This window comes from Reticulibacter mediterranei, from assembly GCF_016587455.1.
Genome location: NZ_BNJK01000001.1, coordinates 7,719,952 through 7,740,967, shown reverse-complemented (window position 1 = coordinate 7,740,967; position 21,016 = coordinate 7,719,952). Strand labels below are relative to the sequence as shown.

At 46.2% G+C, this 21,016-nt stretch carries 6 protein-coding genes and 1 pseudogene; 2 read left to right on the top strand and 5 right to left on the bottom strand.

Annotated features, from left to right (window positions below; all coding sequences use genetic code 11):
* Positions 1 to 77 precede the first annotated feature (77 nt).
* Together K3T83_RS33190 and K3T83_RS33185 are read left to right on the top strand one after the other, a co-directional pair.
* Positions 78 to 1,832, top strand: a complete 1,755-nt coding sequence (locus K3T83_RS33190; RefSeq protein WP_220207205.1) for a phosphorylase family protein — start codon at positions 78 to 80, stop codon at positions 1,830 to 1,832.
* 55 nt (positions 1,833 to 1,887) lie between these two features.
* The gene (locus tag K3T83_RS33185; protein ID WP_220207204.1) at positions 1,888 to 5,547 is read left to right on the top strand and encodes a WD40 domain-containing protein; all 3,660 of its coding nucleotides are present in this window, start codon (positions 1,888 to 1,890) and stop codon (positions 5,545 to 5,547) included.
* Between the two features lie 43 nt (positions 5,548 to 5,590).
* Here the strand turns inward: K3T83_RS33185 and K3T83_RS33180 are convergent.
* The 5 genes and pseudogenes from K3T83_RS33180 to K3T83_RS33160 form a co-directional block, all read right to left on the bottom strand.
* Positions 5,591 to 5,837, bottom strand: a pseudogene (locus K3T83_RS33180) (DUF91 domain-containing protein); the annotation flags it as partial.
* A gap of 738 nt (positions 5,838 to 6,575) precedes the next feature.
* On the bottom strand, positions 6,576 to 10,178 hold the full coding sequence (locus tag K3T83_RS33175; RefSeq protein ID WP_220207202.1) for an NB-ARC domain-containing protein: 3,603 nt from the start codon (positions 10,176 to 10,178) through the stop codon (positions 6,576 to 6,578).
* A gap of 779 nt (positions 10,179 to 10,957) precedes the next feature.
* Entirely contained in the window at positions 10,958 to 16,024 is a 5,067-nt protein-coding gene (locus tag K3T83_RS33170) for an RNaseH domain-containing protein (RefSeq protein ID WP_220207201.1), read from the bottom strand.
* Between the two features lie 13 nt (positions 16,025 to 16,037).
* The gene (locus K3T83_RS33165; protein ID WP_220207200.1) at positions 16,038 to 19,595 is read right to left on the bottom strand and encodes a pPIWI_RE_Z domain-containing protein; all 3,558 of its coding nucleotides are present in this window, start codon (positions 19,593 to 19,595) and stop codon (positions 16,038 to 16,040) included.
* Positions 19,596 to 19,610: 15 nt separating this feature from the next.
* A complete protein-coding gene (locus tag K3T83_RS33160) occupies positions 19,611 to 20,819 on the bottom strand; it encodes a restriction endonuclease-related protein (RefSeq protein ID WP_220207199.1) in 1,209 nt (402 codons plus the stop codon).
* Positions 20,820 to 21,016 lie beyond the last annotated feature (197 nt).

The following is a 21,016-nucleotide window of genomic DNA, read 5'->3' as shown; positions in this document are numbered from 1 at the left end:
ATACACGTCTTCCTAATATAGAAGCAGCTATATTTTGATTTTAAGCAATTTCTACTTTGAAAATGAAGGAGCGCTAAGTGGAATTGCCACTTCCTATGCAGCGTCTTGCTCAGATGCTTTCGCAACGTCGAGAAGGTCAAACCAGACCTTATCACCTCCTGCTACCATCAGCAATTTCGTTCACACCGCAACTGATGCAATCACTGTGTCAGATCTCCGATTGGAATAGATTTCGCACCTACATACAAGAATTTGGACACAACGATCGCATCAGGCTTCTAAAAAATGCGCTCTCCACTACAGAGAATAGAGATGGCTATGACAGTCTAGCACGGTTAATCGCCAAAGATTTTTTCTCCACCATCCTGACGACTAATCTAGATAGCAGGTTGGAAGAGGCGCTGGTGCGTCAGGGATTGCCGCCCGTTACATTCAAGACGCTGGTCGTAGGACGCGACACCGATGAGTACATTGCTGAATCGCTTGACAAGCCGACACAAGGCGTTCATATTATTAAACTGCACGGCAGCTTGATTGATGGAGTTCTACCACACAGCTTCCCCGACTTTTTTGAGTTGCGTAGCAGCATGAGACAAAGTTTGCAGCGCTACCTCAATCAGGATCTGGTAATTGTTGGTTCCCTGGAGCAGGAAGATGATCTGATACGCTTATTTAGCAGAGCGGGAGGAGCTAGCATTTACTACGCAACGCCGCATGAGCCACAGCCTGACGATGCAGTTATCAAGGTGATTACAGCCCGCCATTACGATGCCAGAAATTTTGTCATTGCCGGATCGCATGGTAGTTTCGGAAGTTTCTTTCAAACTCTCGAAACCATCTTGCTCAGCAACACGTCACTCTTGAGTGCTCCTGATACCAAAAAGCTTGAGCATTCATCGCACTCCAAAGCAAACACGAGTCAGCAGGCCGCCTCCATTTATGAGGCTGGCACTCATCAGTCCTCCAGCCTTATTCTAGGCAATACATCCTTGACCAGCGACGAGAACACACCTGCTACCAGACAAACCGTTGCTAAAAGACGGAGATCGACAACTGATCTTTTGCTCGTTACTGTCACGGAAATTGAGGCAAAAGCAGTTATACATGCCTTTGAAAAGGAGAATGATCAAAAAGTTAATTATTTCTTTATAGGGGATAAGACCTATTATGATCTGGGTGAAGTGGAAGAAGCTGGCGTTGTTATGGTGCAATCAGAAATGGGATCGGGCGGCCCAGGAGGTTCTCTGCTAACAATTGAAAAGGCCATTCAGGCTTTATCCCCTTCAGCAATTATCATGGTAGGTATTGCCTTTGGCTGTGATCCCAAAAAGCAGGGCATTGGTGATATTCTGGTCTCGCGACAATTGGTAGGGTACGAACTGCAACGAGTGGGTAGTAATGATAGTGGAGAAGAGGAAATACGCCCACGCGGAGACCGCCCTTCAGCATCAACGCTACTGCTAGATCGCTTCGTGAGTGGACTCAAGGATTGGCTGGAACCGCCCACAGTCCATATTGGACTTATCCTTTCCGGTCAGAAATTGATCGATCATGTCGGCTACCGTGAACGCTTACGAAAACTGGAGCCAGAAGCCATTGGAGGAGAGATGGAGGGAGCGGGACTGTATGCAGCTGCGGAACGCAACAAGATTGACTGGATTTTAGTCAAAGCCATTTGCGATTGGGCTGATGGCAATAAAGGGCAAAATAAGAACCAATACCAGCAACAAGCCGCTCAAAATGCGGCACGATTTACAATTCACGTTCTGCGTCGCGGTGGCTTCACACCTTCTCACTTTCCCCTATGGAGACCCCAGTCATCATCCATGTGATCTAGCAAAGTAATTTTATCAGACCAGGGCGCTGAACAGGAAAGGCCGCAGTGGTATGTTCTCACGACAGAAGGAATTATCTTCGGACCATCAACGGAGAGGCAAACGCTCTTCCAGAATGACCTGGATTGTCATTGCTGTTGTTACAGTGGCTATCATTGCTGTTATTTTTGTAGCTCTCTTCATCATACTGGAACAGGGGATTGTACAGGGCCTTACCACGTTAACAGCCATTTCTATAGTGATTGGCATAGCCGTGAGTATACTCACTTTGATGGTTAATTTCTTCCAGTGGCATGCGACCGCTTCTCTAGAAACGCATCTTCCCACAGCTACGTCTGCCCCTGTTCCTCATCAAGAACTGACCTCTTCTCCAGAGGCTCCAGATAACACGACCATCATTCTCTCAAGCAATGAACTGAAGGCTACTACGACCTCTTCTCTTACTATACAGGCACCAATAAACAACGTTCATGGAGCCGATTGGGGAGAAGCTCCCGCTGCCGAGCATTTCTATGGTCGAGAACAAGAGCTGACAACACTTCATCAATGGGCTATACAGGATCAGTGCAGGGTTATTGTCATACAGGGTATGGGAGGCGTTGGCAAGACAGCCCTCGTGACCAAACTGGCACGGCAGCTCCGTCCAGCATTCGACTACATCTTCTGGCGCTCCTTACAAAATGCTCCTCCACTGGAAAGTATCCTCGAAAAATGTCTCGTTTTTCTCTCCAACCAACAATACCAGAACCTGCCGCAAAATGTTGATGCTCAAATCGCTCTGTTCATAGAGTATTTACGCAAAAAACGCTGTCTACTCGTCTTAGACAATTTCGAGTCGGTACTTCAAAGTGGCAAACATGCTGGCAACTATCAGAATAATTATGCTGCCTTTGGTCGGCTTCTTGAATTGATTGGCGAAACTCACCATCGCAGTTGTCTCCTGATAACCAGCCGCGAGAAGCCACGCGAACTACCTCGGCTGGAAGGGAAATCACTCCCCGTTCGTTCCCTGCAACTCTATGGTGTAGAGCAAACAACAGCAAAAGAAATCCTCAAAGATGAAGATTTAGCAGGCTCTGACACAACATGGACAACGTTTATTACGCTTTATTCGGGAAATCCCCTGGCTTTAAAATTAGTCTCCGAACCTATTCGTGAGCTATTTCATGGAGATATCGCTACCTTTTTAGCGCAAAACGAAGTTATCGTAAGCGATATCTATGAACTCCTCAATCAACAATTCCAGCGTCTCTCCTCCCTTGAACAAGAGATTCTCTACTGGCTCGCTATCGAGCGTGAGGCAACGGCATTAGACACCTTACGGGAAGACATTGTACACGCGGTTCCAAAGGGGGAATTGCTGGAAGCCCTCAAGTCTTTACGTCGAAGATCCATGATTGAAAGCCTTGATACCGCACGTTTTTCTCTCCAACCTGTCATTCTAGAGTATGCCACTGATCGCCTCGTTGAACAGATATACCAGGAAATTAGCACAGGACATATAGAATTATTCCAGAGCCATGCTCTGATAAAAGCTCAGGCGAAAGATTACACACGTGAGAGTCAGAACTGTCTCATCCTAGCTCCTCTTGCGGAACGTCTGCGTACGACATTTAGCCAGACGGGAAGTGAAAAGAAACTGAGAAACCTTCTCTTAGAGCTACAGGCAACAAAGCCCCAGCTTTCCAGCTATGCTGCCGGGAATACGCTGAACTTGCTGCGCCAACTAGATATTTCCCTCCAAGGTTACGATTTTTCTCACTTGATCGTCAGGCAAGCGTACCTGCAAGATGCCATTCTTACTGATGCTAATTTTGCCCATGCCGATCTTGCAACGTGTATCTTTAGTGAAACATTCGGGAATATCTTATCCATCGCAATAGGCCCCAACCATCTGCTCGCGGCAGGAACGGCCAATGGGAATATCGAATTATGGCAACTGTCTACAGGCACTCCTCTCCTTTCTTTATCAGGCGGAAAAGAATGGATACGCACAGTCACTTTCAGCGCCGACGGAAAAACGGTCATTAGTGGTGGCGATGATGAAACTGTACGTCTATGGGATGTAGAAACTGGGCAATGTTGTAATATCCTCCAGGGCCATCATGGAAGAGTTTACTGTGTAAGTGCCAGTCCGACCGACAACATAATTGTCAGCAGTGGCGATGATCAGACGATACGCTTGTGGGATATCAGCAATGGAGAGTGTATACAAATGCTCCAGGGGCATAGTAGTCGAATACGCTCCATCGCCTTTAGCCCTGATGGCAATCTCATCGCCAGTGGTAGCGAAGATCACACTATCCGCCTCTGGAAAGTAAGTAGCGGACACTGTATAGCGGTTCTGCACGATCATACTGATCGGGTTTACTCTGTTGTCTTCAGTCCTGATGGAAAATTTCTTGCCAGTGGCAGTGACGATCGGGATGTACGCCTTTGGAATGTAATGACCGGTCAATGTTTCAAAATCCTGCAGGGACATAGAGGAAGGGTACAATCTGTTGCATGGAGTCGTAACGGAATGTTTGTTGCCAGTGGCAGTGAAGATCATACCATCCGCCTATGGGATATAGCAACCGGACATTGTTTCCATGCTCTAGAGAAACACACTGGTCGTATACGCACTGTTGCTTTCAGCGCAGATGGAATGATCCTTGCCAGTGGCGGCGATGACCAGACGGTACATCTCTGGGAGGTAAACAGTGGTCAATGCCTCAAAACGCTCTACGGACATAGTAGCTGGATTTACTCTGTCGCTTTTAATACTCAGGGAAATATTATTGCCAGCGACAGCGAGGATTTAGCTATACATCTCTGGGAAGTGAACACTGGTCAGCGCCTCAAAACGCTCTACGGACATAGTAGCTGGATTTACTCTGTCGCTTTTAATCCTGAAAGCACTATCCTGGCTAGCGGCAGTGCTGACCAGAGTATACGTCTCTGGAATGTGAGTACGGGTCTGTGTCTCAAAATATTACGTGGACACACTGGAAGGATACGCACTATTGCATTCGATCCTACAGGTCACATCCTTGCTAGTGGCAGTGACGATCACGGCATACGTCTATGGGACATGAGTACGGGTCTGTGTACTCAGATCTTGTTGGGACATAGTGATCGCGTGCGTGCTGTTGCCTTTAACTTCGATGGTACTCTCCTGGCTAGCGGTGGAGAGGATAAGGTTGTGCGTCTCTGGAATGTGAATAGCGGTCAATGTGTCCAAACACTTGAAGGCCATGCCGGGAGAATCTGGTCGGTTACCTTTAATCCGCAAGGTAATCTACTTGCCAGCGGCAGCGATGATCAAACTATCCGCTTATGGAGGGTAAGTAGTGGACAGTACTTAAAGACACTGCAAGGGCATAACGGACGAATCTACTCAGTTGTTTTCAGCTTAGATGGTAGCATTCTCGCCAGTGGGAGTGAAGACTATGCTGTGTTGCTCTGGCATATTAGTACAGGCTCCATTCTTCATACCTTGAAAGGGCATTCTAGCAGGGTTCGATCTGTAGTCTTCAGCTCCGATGGACAAACGCTTGCTAGCGGGAGCCATGATGGCACTATCAAGCTCTGGAATATACAAACTGCAGAATGCCTACGCACACTAAGAAAAGATAAACCATATGAACGTATGAATATCACTGGAGTCAAGGGGGTAACGATATCACAGAAAATGATGCTCAAAGCCCTGGGTGCTGTTGAATTGACATGAAACTAACCGAAATGAAGTGTCTCAAAACCCCTGGTTAATCATATTCGTTAAGTACTCTTTTGTATTCTATAATAATAGGGCTGCCATTCTCATCAATACTCAGAGAGAGTATCTATTCTCCCTCCGTGTGTCTTTCCTGTAGAATGTTCAGTTGCCAGAAAACGTACACCAAGAAATACTTCAAGGTGATTTTCTATCAAGGTTTGAAGTGTTTTTTCAATTGCAATGGAAGTTCCTTGCACCTCTTGCGCTGAACCATTACTCACGTTAAATAATTTTATATCGCTCATCGACTCGCCCTTACAATTACATAAAGTCTATAAATTTCGGTTATCGTAACAAAAATATTGAGTTATTACAAGCCAGAATGAGCCTTTGGATGTGCACCAATTTACAAATCCTTCAAAAAAGACGTGTTGGCTTCAAGAGAACTCTATTCCTGTATTCTCTTCGTTTCCTGCTCATCACTGGAACAAAGTCGCTTGATGATATCCCTCACCTTTCTTGGTGCGACGATATCTTTCATGAGGAAGATACTTCCAGTAAGATAGAGACACACATTTCCGTACTCTAGCCTGGATGATGCCAGCGATTTATATGGGTGCCTATTTGCTGAACGCTTTCAAGAGAGACTTCCTGACGTACAGGTTTAAGATACCATGAGCATAAATAAAACGTTTTCTCTCATCTATTCCAGTCTATTGATGCCTATTGCAAGCGTAAAATGCCGGGGCAATGCCTATGGAAGAGCAAGAAAATCTGCCGATGTCTGTGGGCGTTGCTGCCCCGGTTGCTGCTCAAAGTCTTCTGATAAAGGCTGGTAGGAACCTTCCCAATGCCCACGTCCTCAATAGGGGTGATTTGTTCCTAGTTCACTTACTTTATAGAAATTCGCTCCCATGGCAGACGCCCCAAACTTCAAAGTCTGACACTCGTTTCAAGGTTTAACATCCCCCTCTACCAGAGTCTACTAACGTCTATTGTAAGTGCAAAAACAAGAATAAATATTTCTGGATGGGAATGAAAAATTAGAGATGTTGAGGAGAGTTGCTGTCAACGGTTGCAGTCAGCACGACACGGAGGAAATATAAGCCATTCTCAGCGGCGACAATGAGATGCGTACCATCCGTATGCAATGCACAATCTGCAAGAACGGCATGCGAGTAGAAGGTCATGAGGGAAACGTAGGTATCTAGAGACCAGAGCTTTAGTTGCGTCCCTGCGAGAGAAACAATAATATGCCCAGTGGAACCAATCAAGCAGCGTTGTACTGGTGAAGAATGCTGCAGCATAATAGGTGCCTCCTTCGGATTATTTGCATTCCATATCCGTAAAGTACCATCAGCAGATGCAGAGATAATGCGATCTCCGGCAGGCGTTATGACGCAATCGCAAACCTTTTCAGCATGGCCCAAAAAAGTATTCAGTACCATCCCCGTTTGTACATCCCACGTTTTAAGGGTTCGATCACTGGAAGCAGAAACGATCCAGGTTCCATCAGGGCTGATAGCACAGGCATTCACAGATTCGGAGTGCCCACAAAGCGTCAGCAGTTCATGGCCTGAACCTGTATTCCAGGTCTTAAGGGTTCTATCCTCTGAAGCTGAGACGAGCCAGTTCCCACCGGGGCTTACAGCGCAATCATTAATAGCTCCCTGATGACCAACCAGAGTGTGCAATGCCACTCCACTCTGAGCGTCCCAAATAGTTAGCGTGCCTTCACTGCAACCAGTAACAATCCAGGCATCATCAGGGCTCACAGCGCATTTTGCATAAGAGCCTGCTTCCAACGAGAGTATACGCTGCTCACTTCCCTGGTAGGTATCCCAGCACTTAATCTCGCCATGTAATGCTACCGAAATTGCCCAGTCTCCTGAATGACTGATAGCACAGCCAACCAGACCAAATGCATATTCATCCTCATCAGGTAGCCTGTTTTCAAAGGCTAGAGGCACTTGCCATACTTTCAAGGTCTTGTCATCAGAAGCTGAAACAAGCCAATCGCCGCTCAAGCTGATTGCACAACGATTTACTGTATCAGCATGACCTTGAAAAATAAAAATATCCAGATCTTTGTCCGTCCTCCACCCTTTCATCGTTCCATCCGTAGATGTCGAGATCATCCAATGACCGTCATGGCTAATAGCGCACCCAACTACAATACCAACATGTCCAGCAGTAGTAAAGCGCTCTTGGCGATCTGGAAGATCCAATACCCTTATTCCTATACCATAGGGGAAAACTAACCACGCACCATCGGGACTAATAGCGCTGTCAGGTATAGTGTCCGACAATCCATCCTCCTCTACCTCTACTGGAAAAAGAGCAATCTGTGAGCCTGTACGGGTATCCCAGAGGCGCAATGTGCAGTTGTCGGAGGTGGAGGCAATCCACGTACTATCAGGGCTCACGGCACAACTCCTCACAGCACCCTCATGCCCTTGCAAAGTACGAATCTGAGAGATACGATAATCCCGAAGCGGTGGAAATTTGTTGACCGTGCGGAGGCTCCAAAGCTTGAGAGTTTGATCCTCTGAAGCGGTAACGAACCAGTTCCCGTCGGAACTCACGGCGCAACGTGTTATAGCATTGGTATGCCCGGAGAAACTGTATAATTCATTCCCTGTATAAGCATTCCAGATCTTGATTATCCCATCTCTGGCACCAGAAATGATACGGTTTCCCCCTGGTGTAATGGAACAACATGTTACCTGAGCCGTATGCCCTTCCATAGTGAAGCGGAGAGCGCCTGTATGCTTATCCCAGAGCTTGAGAGTTCTGTCCTCCGAGGCAGAAACGATCCATGTTCCGTCAGGACTGATAGCACAATCAGTAACCGGACCGTTGTGTCCATGCAAAGTACGGATGAGAATAGTATCTCTTGTGTCTGGTAAGGGGTGCCACGGTATGAGCAAGGGACGAGGTATCTCCTGTTGAAAGGTCAGACAGGCTGCAGAGAACACACTCAAATGATATACATGGGCAAGCAACGTGTTTTCGACTTCCTGGAATGTCTTACACGCATAAAGCAGATCCCCAATTCTCGCAAGATGAGTGCGTAAGACATTCAGAGAAGAACCTTCAATGCTATCAGAGGAGATTAACTTGCCAGCCAGTTCGAGATCGGCTTCTGCGGCATATGCACTCTGTTGTAGAAAGATTTTTTTTGCTAGATAGCGTAGATTGGTCACTGTACTCCATAGGAGATCCCTTTGCTGAGACTCAACAAGGTGGTGGATAAGGTATCTCCACAAATAAATCTCATCGTCTGGTAAATCAGCCCAGTGTTTGACTCGGAACGTGTCGAGAAATTGCACCTGAAACAGGGATACGTCGTCTCCTAGCTTGAGATAAAGATAACTGCGTATAACATCATGGAGTTGTACATAACGCTCGGCCAGATTGAAGAATCGTAGTAGAGATAACTCGTAAAGCTGAAAACAAACCTCTACTGTATCTAGCTCGTCGAAATCCGAAACGGTCTGCCAGAGGCGATGAATGGCATCAAAGGGGATTGAAATATTCTCTGGAAAGATGGCAAGTTTCAGGTAGCGCTTATAGTCTGTCTCGCTCAATAGAGCAAAACTTACATCTAACGTCAGGGCAACCGCCTGATCACGTGCTCGTGACTGATGTGCATCGAATGCTACTAGCCCACGTGCATCAAGTGCATGATTGAGGTACGTTAGCGCATTTACTATGGTCATGCCAGCTCGTCTAACACGATTACGCAAGATTCCATTCGCCAGACTGAGAAGCAAAGGCCAATCTTTCAAACGCCGCGCAAGCAGATAAAACATCTTCTCATATCGTCCAAATTCTTCCTGTGGACCGAGGTGCGCGTAGAGCAGTTGTACAGACTCTTCTGGTTTCATTGCATCGACGACGACACAGGGAATATCCGCCGGCAATATCCCCTCATTTCGCGTGGTAATAAGCCTTACGCATCGTGGGCCGCCGTCAAGAAATGGGTTCAAATCAGGCTTATGCCATACATCATCTATGACCAAGAGAAGACGGAGATTTTCGAGAGTGGCACGCAGTTCCGCCTTCGCCACCTCAAAGCTCTCTATTGGAAGAGTTTCTCGGCGCAAACGGTAGATTAATCCTTTTATTTGCTCAACAAGGTATCTAGTAGTGGTTGCTTCTCCTAATGTGATCCATTCAATACCATCAGGAAAAGCTGCTACGATCTGCTTATCATGACAGAGCGCCTGCGCAAGTGTCGTCTTTCCATATCCGCCAGCACCTTTGAGGGCCGAGGTAATGGCCGTAAAACGTGGTTGCCCTTCACCAAGAATACTAGCTTTGAGTATCTTCAATTCAGAAGCACGAGACACATAATTATCTGCCAGGGTCTCTACTATAGAGGAACGATAATACGAATCAACGCGAGTGGATGGAGGTAGTGGATACCCAGCTGACTTAAAGAACTCTTCTCTCTCTCTACTATCCAGTGCAAGTAGTGTGCTTATCTTTTGAACAGCATCATAAGGAATTTGATTAGCACCTGCGATCCATTTACTGATAGTAGTTCGATCAACTTTAAGGGCTTTGGCAATCCAGCTCTGATTATGTTTTTTTGTGTTGAGATGTCTTTTAAGTGTTTCGCCAAAGGTTTCCATCGTCATAAATCAACTCTCACCTGTCTTATAGTGACACAATGTCACTTCATCATCATCTTGTGGCTGACCCGTCAACACCGATGCTGCTATGCTTAGTGCGAAATCTCAATAGATCAATGATCGAGCAAATGCACACTATATACTTGCCAGTATTAGTACATGTTCATGGTTATATATCGCATTTATTGCTAATAACAGTGACAGTATAGCCTATGAACGGGTGGTCAACAAGATCCAGGCACACAAAACAGGCTGACAGGGATTCGTTGTGTCCAAACCATAAACAGGAGAAATTTAGATGAGAGACAGAGAAGCATTCCAAAAGAGTGTTAAAGCCTATCTTAAAACAGGAAAGAGCAGTTTGACAGAGCTGTCTCTTGAACTGAATTATACGCGCGAGCATCTAAGCAGGATACTACATGGACAGGCAAATATGACAGCAGAGAGCGTACAACATACGGTCAAAGCATTAGTAACATTAGGTTGTCTTCATAGGAGAGATCAAGCAAGGCGGCTCCTCCAATTGATGGACATACCCGATTTTCCTGCTGAAGACTGGAACGCCAATCCGCTGTCTAGACTTGACGATAGTAGCACAAGTCATTCCTGATATTTGTCGTGGTGGCAAAAACGTTTGCCACCATCCCTTTCATGGAGGCGGCCTCCCCAGTAAGAATGATCTTTAGCATTTTATCTGTGCGTCCATTACTAGATTGATATATAGATCACAAAAGATCTGTTAGAGATCATTCCTACAAAGATCAAGTTCCTGCAACATTTAATCTCTATCTTACAATAGCTCCTAATGCTTTAAGGGCCTTTCTCTGCATTTCACTGAGACCTTCGACTCCCGTGATATTCATACCCTCATATGGTCTCGCGCATCTCAATGTTTGCAAGCACTCACCAGTATATCTGTTCCAGAATTTGATCGTGCCGTCATCGCTTCCGCTGGCAAGCATTTCTCCATCGGAGCTAAAAGCAACAGACCAGATCCGACTCTCATGTCCTTTCAAAGTAGCCAGACATTGACCAGTGTTAATATTCCACAAACGAATCGTCTTGTCATGGCTCCCACTCGCTAGCGTTTTCCCATCTGGGCTACAGGCCAGCGCGCGAACCCAATGGGTATGTCCTTGCAGAGAAACCAAGCATAATCCATCGCTGACCCGCCAGATGCGAATCGTCTTATCATCACTACCACTGGCTACTAATTGACCATCTGGGCTAAAAGCCACCGTCCAGATGCGATGCCTATGTCCCTGTAAAAGAGCCTGGCATGAGCGAGTCTCCACATCCCAGATACGTAGATGCTTGTCTTCGCTGCCGCTGGCTATCAAGCGCCCATCTGGACTGAAAGCCACACTCCAGACCAAGCCATAATGATCTGGCAAGGAAGCGAGAGGATTGCCCGTATTGACATCCCAAAGCTGGATACTTTTATCATGGCTTCCACTCACCAGAATCTTGCCATCTGGGTGAAAGGCCAGCGAATGTACCAGATGCTTGTGGCCGCGCAAGACATTCAAAGGTTGTGCGGTTGCGATATCCCACAGACGAATCGTTAAATCGTCACTGCCACTGGCAAGTATCGTGCCATCTGGACTAAAAGCAGTACAGCGAATTTGATTTGTATGCCCAAACAACATTTTGAGGCAACGTCCAGTAGCAAACTCCCATATTCTACATACACTGTCTTCGCCTCCACTGCTCAATAACCTCGTATCAGGACTGAACGCAACTGACCAGAACATACTACGATACCCCTGGAGAGTAGAGTGACAGTGCCCCGTATTCCAATCCCATAAGCGCACTGTCTGGTCTTCACTTCCGCTAAGCAATAACGGCTTCTCGGGATGGAAGGCCACTGACCAGATGCGATTCGTGTGCCCCTGAAGCACACTCTGGCATTTCCTGCTGGCAAGATCCCAGAGATAGATGACCTGATCATCGCCTCCGGCGGCAAGTTTTTTGCCATCTGGGCTAAAAGCAATGCTTCTTGTACAATGAGCTACAGGCTCTTCCAATACATAGAGAAGCTGTCTGGTGCGTGCATCCCACACCTTGATAGTACGGTCGTCACTACTACTGGCAAAAATATCTCCTCCAGGCGCGAATGCCAATGATCGTATTCTGAATGTGTGTGCCGATAACGTCTCTACACAATGACTGCTAGCAACTTCCCATATTTTGATACATCCCTCTTCATCGCCACTGACCAACAGAGATCCATCAGGGCTGAAGGCAATAGTCAGTATCCATCTGCCATAGCCTCCTAAATTCCTGATACATTCACCAGTGTCCATGTTGAAAACTAGAATAGAGCCATCTTCGCTACCACTAGCCAGAAGCTGGCCAGATGGATGAAAAGCAAGAGAACGAACGGGACCATTGTGTTCGGATAAGACTTTTTGACAGCGAGCTGTTAGCACATTCCAGATCCGTATGGTCTGATCGTGACTACAACTGGCTAAGAGCCTGCCGTTGGGACTGAAAGCAATGGCACGGATACCATCTATATGCCCAGAGAGTGTCTGAACTGGTTCCAGGGATGATGCACGCCATAAACGAATTTCTCCATTAGTCATACCCGCCGCGAATAACGAGCCATTAGCGTTAAATGCTACGCAAAATATGGACCCAAATGTATCGGTAAAAGTAGATGCTTTGAAACTGGCCGAGGAAAAATCTACTTCCGGCAGTTCTACTCCTCGCAGATAAGCATGCTGAATATACAAGGAGGAACAATTCAGACCACGCAAATTAATCCGCATATGAATCAACAGGTGAAGTAGATTGCTTGCTGCATAGTCATATTCTTGCGGGTTGTGAGTATGGAGCAAAGTAAGGGCGTGTCGCAACTTATTTATACCTCCCTGTTCTCCCAAATGTCCTCTGAGCATAGCCAGGAGAGGCATAACGATCAGCCGTATCTGAATAATTCTAATATTTTCCCGGACTTGCGCTTGCATAAGCGCTACTTTGCTAAAAAAGTTGAATTGCCCTCTATCAAGCTCGTGGTAAATCTGTTTTGTCAGTTTCTCCAGTACGTATTCTGAGATCACCGATTGCAGAAAATATTGACCTCTCCGATCTGTTTCTATTAAAGATCGTCGGCGTAATGAGGCTAGCACTTCAAGTAAAAGACTCTTTGAGACGGGATGAACCAGGCATTCCCATAGATGCTGAAACACCACTGGTTGCTGCTCAATCGCCAGCCAGTATATGATTTCCTGTTCTTGCTCAGACAAACGTTGAAATTGCCGCTCTAATAAATCCGAGACATCCCCAAATACGGTTTTATCTGCTAGTGAAAGATAATGCAAAAATGGGCCTGTGACAGAAGTATCAACGCATCCAAAGGCAGAGCGTGACTCTTTTGCCATCTGTGCTTGATCCCATGAAATCTGTTCTCGTGTTGTGATATATTGCGGTGTTTCTCCGCCACTGCCTCGCTCCCGAAGCCTGATTACCCGTAAAAACGGGTCTGTATTTGGTGTGATAGGAAGTAAGACAGGAAGTTCATTGAGCTTGGGATTGTTTATGTCCAGGCAATGAGGGTTTTGCAACTGGTCGTTTCTTAATTGCGGCCAGATATTACTCCTCCAGTCGCTAGCACACACAATTACCAGAGTTGGGTGGCTTCGCTGCTCTTGCAAAATCTCTTGTAGAAAGAGAAGACTCTCTGACGATGAATACATCAACCCTTTCTTTGCAGCAAATCGCGGACCTAACTCTGTAGTCGCTGCATCTCGATAGGGAAACCACGCCCCTTTTCTTCCTTCTTCCTTTGGAAGACATATCTCTGCAACCCCAGAAGGCTGTAAGCGGACTGCAAGCGGAAGCTCAATTCTTGGATGCTCATAAGTTCGTCTGGCTTTTTTATAATACAGACCAATCACTGTCAGATCATCAGCAATTGCTGCCGGTAGCTTGGCTTGCTGGGTATAAATAGCTGTGGGAGGCTCAAAGACAACACCAGTTTGTCGAAACAGCAAATCAGCAATGGCATTTTTGACCCTTGCTTGCGATCTTCGAGAATTCTCTGGCAATGGCTGATGATCTTCATCATAGCGAGGCAGCATGGGATGAAGCATCTGATTGCCTGCATGCCAATCAACTACTACCAGATGGCGGAGTATGCCCTTTGGCCCTTGTGATGGATGGATGTCTTTACCTGATCGAGGCAGTTCTATTAATACCAATTTGTGGCTATCTGGCTCAATCGTCAATTGGGACCAGACCTCTTGCTCCCACGTATGCAAACGCTCGGCGCGGGCATGTCCCAGTTGCTTATTCCATTGAACAAAAAAATCCTTTGGACGAGCCGTATTATAAAAATCTTGTGGATCAAGATTCCCAGAATCAAGAGATCCAACAAGTTTTTCCGAAATACCATAGTCAATCACCCTGATATTTTCAGGCCAGGGTGAGGCTTCAGTCAAAAACAATAGCTTGCGAAGTTGTTTGTAAACAGCATCTCGTGTTCGCCGCGTATACCAACACACCAGGAGCGTCAACAACTTTCCTCCAAGCGCACGCATTATCGCTTGCTGAACGGTCGCAGCACATATTTCTTGAGAGGCATGTGTATGAAGTTCGTTCCACGGTAGAAGAGACCATATTTTCCTGGGCATAGTTGTTTTACTGTCACGTTGCAATGGAGAGCAAGGTTGCAGAAATTCCTCCAAATAGGGAAGCAAACTTTGTATCGTTTCCAGGCGTTCCTGACAGCTAAATCCCGTTTTGACTCCATGAGAAGGTTTGATCCACTCAGCCTGCACTGGAAGAAACTGATCCCAGCGGGTAGTCATATTGGGCGTCCGATACACCAGAGGTGATGCGAGAATATCTTTCGGGTCTGCCAACATTCTCACCTCTAACCGTTCGAGCAATTCTGCGAGAGAATCATGCCATCGCACTTTTTCGAGTCCGGCATAGGTAATAGCTGAAAGTGGAACCAGCGTCTGAGCAACAGGCCAGCCTTCTTTTCTTGCTTTTGAGGTTCGCATCTGAATGGTGATCTCATGGCCTCGCTTTAAGCGCGTCACAGGCTGGTCAAGATAGCGTGTACAGGAAAGAAAAATATGTACACACTGTTCCTGCGCTCCCGCAAATGTATGTAGAGCAAAACTGAGCTTATAGGCAAAAGTTCCTCCCTTCCAGTGGATTTGTCCATCCTCATCTCGTATCGGATATTCGCAGATTAAAGGGTCACTGACCACTACAAGGTGGTGCTTCTGATCTAATGCCAGCCTCCATCTTACCTCGATACCATCAATCACAGAGACCTGATTGTGGAGCAAGCTAGCTAACACACTTGGAATAGCATGATACCGACGCGTGTCTTCTTGCAACGTCCAGAAATCATATAGCTCTCGTTGATACCATGTTGGAGCAACAGAGTATGCTACATCATTCAATCTATTCAAGAGTTCAACTTGACGAGCTACACTTCCTAAATCTTTGCTAGAGAAGGCACTTTGGAACCAGTGCTGTAGCCAGATGGCTACGATCCGCTGTATGTCTTGAGGTGTGGGGAGTAGCCGCTCTTCCGTTTCTAAAGAAAGCATGCAACGATAATAGTCGGTGGATATGTCTTGACCTGGAATACGAAACAATTCAAATGGATGGGCAATAGGAAGTGATTGGGCAAGAATAGCACGATTTAAACGGTTGTGGGGTAGATAAATTTGGAGACGTTCCATCAATGATCGGAGGGCATACTGCTCGATAAAGGCATTCAATGGCTCGCTCCAAACAAAATCGAGAAAGGATGCAACTCTTCCTTGTAACGCTTGAGGGCGCAGATAAAAGCGAGCCAGAAGCATATGATTTGGTAGATAACTCATAGATACTCTCACTTCACTTTTTTTGTCGGAAGGAAATAGAACAGGAAAAATTCTTTGTGTTCTTCAATGCCTGGACAAATGGACCCAGCAGGACATCACCTATTGGATCTTTGGCATAATCAAGCAACACTGCAATGATTGCGGCAAGCAGACTATTGCGTGGCGTATCTTTCTGCCGCACTTTTTTTGCACGTCTTGGACCCCAGGCGGCATCCACAAAATAAGCATCAAAAGGAACTCCTCCTCGAATGAGCCGACCACATGCTTGCATAATAAGTCCAGCGGTCGTTGCGGCCAGATCCTTTTGTTTGTCAACAGACAGCGAATGATATCCGTAACGATGATCCATTTCATACCACAATTGATAGGCTTCCTGACGCAGAGACATGCCCATACGATAAACATCTTTATAACGCCATAATCGATGTTTTGGATTACTACACCAATCAAGCACTGTTTTATTCATTTCACTGGCCTGTGCTTGGGCATCAAAGGGATGAGGCATGGGGCGCGTCAGAAAATAGATTGCGCCAAACGCGGCAATTTTTTGTTTGTTGAGGGCGTTATATCCCCGCCCTATCGCTTGCATAGGGGCAACCAAAATCGAACCTGGTTCGGTCTCGCCAAATTGCTCAAAATTACTGCGATAGCACGTTTTGTACCATTGAGAGACCTCGACAAAATAATCTTCCTCCATATTAGTGCCACGCTTGAGGCCATACACTTGTCCCATCAATCCAGGCGTGCGTGCAATTTCCTGTGCGACTACATGGACTTGATCGTACGAATTGACCAGTAACAGGAGCCGCTCTCGATCTCTCCACCATTGAGCAATTGTTTCATCGGCTGCCATTTCTTTTTCGCGAATGTTCTGTAATGCTTTCCGCAAATGGTCCTGCTGTCCGCGAGCCAATGAACGGGCAACCTTTTGCAGATTTTGGAGCATCAATTTCGTCCCTGAAACAAAGATCGGTTTTTCCTGCCCATCTACTTCCTCATATTGCGGGAGAAATGTAAAGGTACTATTAGCGATCGCTCTTTTGGCTTCCTTGTTAGGTTCGAGTACTCCCATAGATGGCACATCAATATGCCAGAGAGAGGAATGAGGCAACCAGGAAGTTCCAGAAAGAGTAAGCACATGTGGTCCATCTCGCCCATCAATAGCTGTACAGAGTTGATGAAAATGGGTAAGGAATTCCCGTCCCACCAATGAATAAGCAAACACCTGTAAGCTTGGCGTTTTTGCAGGCTCTTCCTCCCGTGGATCACGCTCCGCTTGACGCGCTGCTTCATTCTTATGGTGATAGAAGCCAAAAAGACTTCCGGTAGGAGGCGTTGGCAACAAACCAAGCATGTGACGAGGAGCATGTTCAAAACGATAATCGCCCGTAATGTTGATCAGGCCACTGTACCATTCATCATACATCGTTTGCATTTCTGCATCTAAGAGCGAAACCATCAGTGCAAAATCCAATTTGAGTGCGAGAGTTTCAACAGTTTCTATCACCTGTAGCACAGACTTGCCAGATGTACGTCCTCGCGTTGGACGAGCAAGGCTCTGTTTTTTTCGCAACAAGGTACGAATATTCGGGATAAAGGCGGTAATCCATTGTTGTGCTTCTTCAACACAAGATCCTTGTACAAGGATATCTCTTCTTATCATGAGCAATTGGTGAACTGGATCTTTTCTTTTGGGAGGAGGAACAGGAACCTGTTGAGGATCACTTTCCATCACCTGATAAAACCAGCTCATGATTTTATTGAATTGCTTGTTCTGGAGGGGTATATTCCGTTGTTTGGGAAAAATTGGATCGTCCTGAAGATCATCGTCATCGTAATCCGGGTCAAACTCAAAAACAATAGGTGGTTCCTGAATACCGGCAAAACAACAGGCCAAGCGAAAAAACAAACTGTAGGCTGTGAAATAGGTACGATAGACCCAGCGTGCCAAGTTCCCATAATAATCAAGTTGCGTCAAAATAGCGGAGGTAATAGCAATAGCATGTCGCTCAGCCCGAACCCAACGCTGGCTCTCCGGCTCCAAGATACGATGCCATATCCATTCATCGGCCACTTGTGGATCAATACGATCAAAAATACCGTGCTGATTAATCAACAGAATTTCTGGAGCGCAAATCCGATCAAACCAGTTTTGGATGGTGTCCGCCTCATCAAAACACACTAACGTTGATTGTTCATAAATAAGCTCCCAGAGGGCCATCTGTCTTGCCTCTATTTGATGAGGCAACATCACCGATCCCAATGCACCAGGAGTTGTGATCCAAATAGAGGCATGAAACATATCCCGATAAGCCCGTTGCATCGGACAGATGGAAAAGAGTGGACAGGAACGCAATATTTTTTTATGTGGGCGTCGATTCGTCTCCTCTTCAGACAACTCTGTTTCCTCCTCTTCTTTCGATGGAAGGTGGATCAGCCGCTGACAGGGTTCCTGACCGAGAACACCTCCTTCTGGTACAGGACTGGGCCATTCATGCAGGAGCAAGCAAGCCATATCGAGATAGCGCAAGGCACGATGTCGATGACGTTGTTGATAGCTGGTTGTGTTACATAATCGAGAAAGATTTTTACGCAATGTTGTTTTCCCCAGGATAGGCACTGCAACTGGTGGGTCTTCATCACCACAAAACAGGCAATTAAAGAAGTCAACCAGCTCTAATGCCGTCATCACATCGCCAACGATGAGAGTTACACGCCAGTGTTCTTGTGCTGCAAGGAAAGCAATAAACTTCATAAGGTTCGTTTTCCCAGCGGAAATAGTTCCACTCAAATGTGCATGTCCTTGCAAAACGAATGGCGCCTCATTCACCCCGCTCAGTTTACCATCTGCATATCTTTTGCGAAAATGAATATTGCGTGCAAGGTATTCCCAATCCGTTCCTCCATTGTCCACGCCTTGTGTTTGGAGATAGCGTTGCTCAAGCAGGGTCATATTACGTCCAGTTGTAATAAGCATGCTTGGTGAGAGGACAATGGCATCAGCCCGTTGGCAGGGGGCAGTAAACCAGGGAATAGGATAACGTCCTACCTGAGCTATTTCTGGAGTGATGCTTAATTTCACCTCCATCTTTGTAGAACGAAAGACCTCAAACATGACCCGCTCCCCCGCTGCTGCCAATTTCTGGTGATGAAAGCGTTCAGGCACAGGAGTTGTTAAAGATCGTTCGTACACGTCAAATCGCTCAACTCGATTGCCTGTGCGTCCAATTTTCCCTTGTTTCACATTATAAGCGCGCCACCTAACAGCAACTCTCATATAACGTCGTAGATCCGTCACCCAACGGAAACGCCCACTATATGGCGAGAGAATTCTTGCACGCGCAAGAATCTGCTGTTGCTCTCTAGTCAACCGCGTTGCCAGGAGAGGAAGAGGTAAACCGCTCAAGAGAAACCAGGGGGCGCGAACAGCTTTCTCCATCTGCAATTGTTCCAGCAGATATAAGACTAACTCGACCTGAAATACAAGTGCATAGCGTCCCTTTAGCTCTTTGGCTTCGTCTTCTCGCTCCAATTTTTTACTCAAATCTGTATGCCAGGCTCGGTTATACATAGAAGCTCTCTCTTTTTAGAGTGAAACAGGTGAGGAGCATCGCGTCGCCAGTTCTTGTAAAACCAAATTAACAAGATGTTCCTCATCGCAGAACATCACATCTTGAAAGGCTGCATGATTTTTTGTTCTATTTCGCAAAATATGGAGATAGCGAGGATTTAATTGAAGCCGATAGCCAGGAATGACATAAAAGGCACGTTGCCATAGTAGATCTGGCTTATCAAGATAACGAGGAAATGGATCTTTCAACAAAGCTCGGGCCAGCGTTTCAGCGCTTTCATAGTCTTTGACATCAATGGCCCAACGGATCTTTCCTCCCGGAAAGTCTAAACGATGATCATAGGCGTCTACTCCAGGCCATAAAGTGATTCGTAACCCATCTTTTTCGAACTGCTGTAGCCGTTCAAACAAAGCTATTTCTGTCTGCCCTGGTAAGCATACTCGTACATGAAGAATCCAACTAAGACGACGCATATCCATGCTCGGCGCAGTTGGCTTCATTCCCTGATAACCAGGATAAAGTTGTCCACAGATATGCTTTGCACAACAAACTCGACCATGTATCCAGCTCAAAAAACCCTGGCAGTGAGGACAGATCCAGTACTGCCCATCATGTCGTACAAACGAATCAAATACGCAAGCTTGCTCATATTTCTCTCCAACTAATGCTGGATTATAGAGACGTAGAGAAGAAAGTTCAGCTTGTAACTCTGCTTCTGTAGTTCGGGGATGCACAATCAAAAAGCGCCGAATGAGACGATATTCTGCTTCTCGATTGGCAGGGTCTTTTCTTCCCCAGAATACTAACTCTCGCATCCAACGCTGGTCTAGTATAGCTTGTAATCCATAAGAGGAGATATCACCAGAAATGTCCCTTTGCTCCAAATACAGGGTAACTTGTTCATCTAATGATGTTTCACCAAGAAAAGGCTCATGAAGAAGTGGCAAACCTGGGTCAATCTCATCGGGCAAAGAATCGAGTGGATCTGGATACCACTCGCAAAGGGGTCGAGCAAAAAGCTGAGGAAGCAGATCAATAGCAGGATATTCTGGATAACGAACATTTTTGAGATGACGCATGTTCATGCGCATAGCTAAGATTGCAAATGTCCCTCGCCACGTAGAAAAATTAGGCACATGTGCTGGCAAAGGAATAAAGCGCTCTTTCGCCCATTGAGCGAGGGCTAGAGCCAGATGAGGAAAAAGATCAACATCTCGTTGCATGATCGTTGATAATGACGATCCGTGTCCTATTTCCTTTCTGCTGCCACTCCTTCCGATACCAAGACAACTACAAAAGGAAAAAGAAATCGAGCTATTCATAAGAGAAGGATAAAATATTCTATCCTATGCAGAAAAAACTGTCAATAAAACTCTAATTTAGAAAACTTATTACATGTTTATTTTTATTTGTAGGCATA

Coding starts and splice junctions, on each gene's coding strand:
- K3T83_RS33185 (WP_220207204.1), top strand. CDS start 1,888: ATGTTCTCACGACAGAAGGAATTATCTTCGGACCATCAACGGAGAGGC.
- K3T83_RS33170 (WP_220207201.1), bottom strand. CDS start 16,024: ATGAGTTATCTACCAAATCATATGCTTCTGGCTCGCTTTTATCTGCGC.
- K3T83_RS33165 (WP_220207200.1), bottom strand. CDS start 19,595: ATGTATAACCGAGCCTGGCATACAGATTTGAGTAAAAAATTGGAGCGA.
- K3T83_RS33175 (WP_220207202.1), bottom strand. CDS start 10,178: ATGACGATGGAAACCTTTGGCGAAACACTTAAAAGACATCTCAACACA.
- K3T83_RS33160 (WP_220207199.1), bottom strand. CDS start 20,819: ATGCAACGAGATGTTGATCTTTTTCCTCATCTGGCTCTAGCCCTCGCT.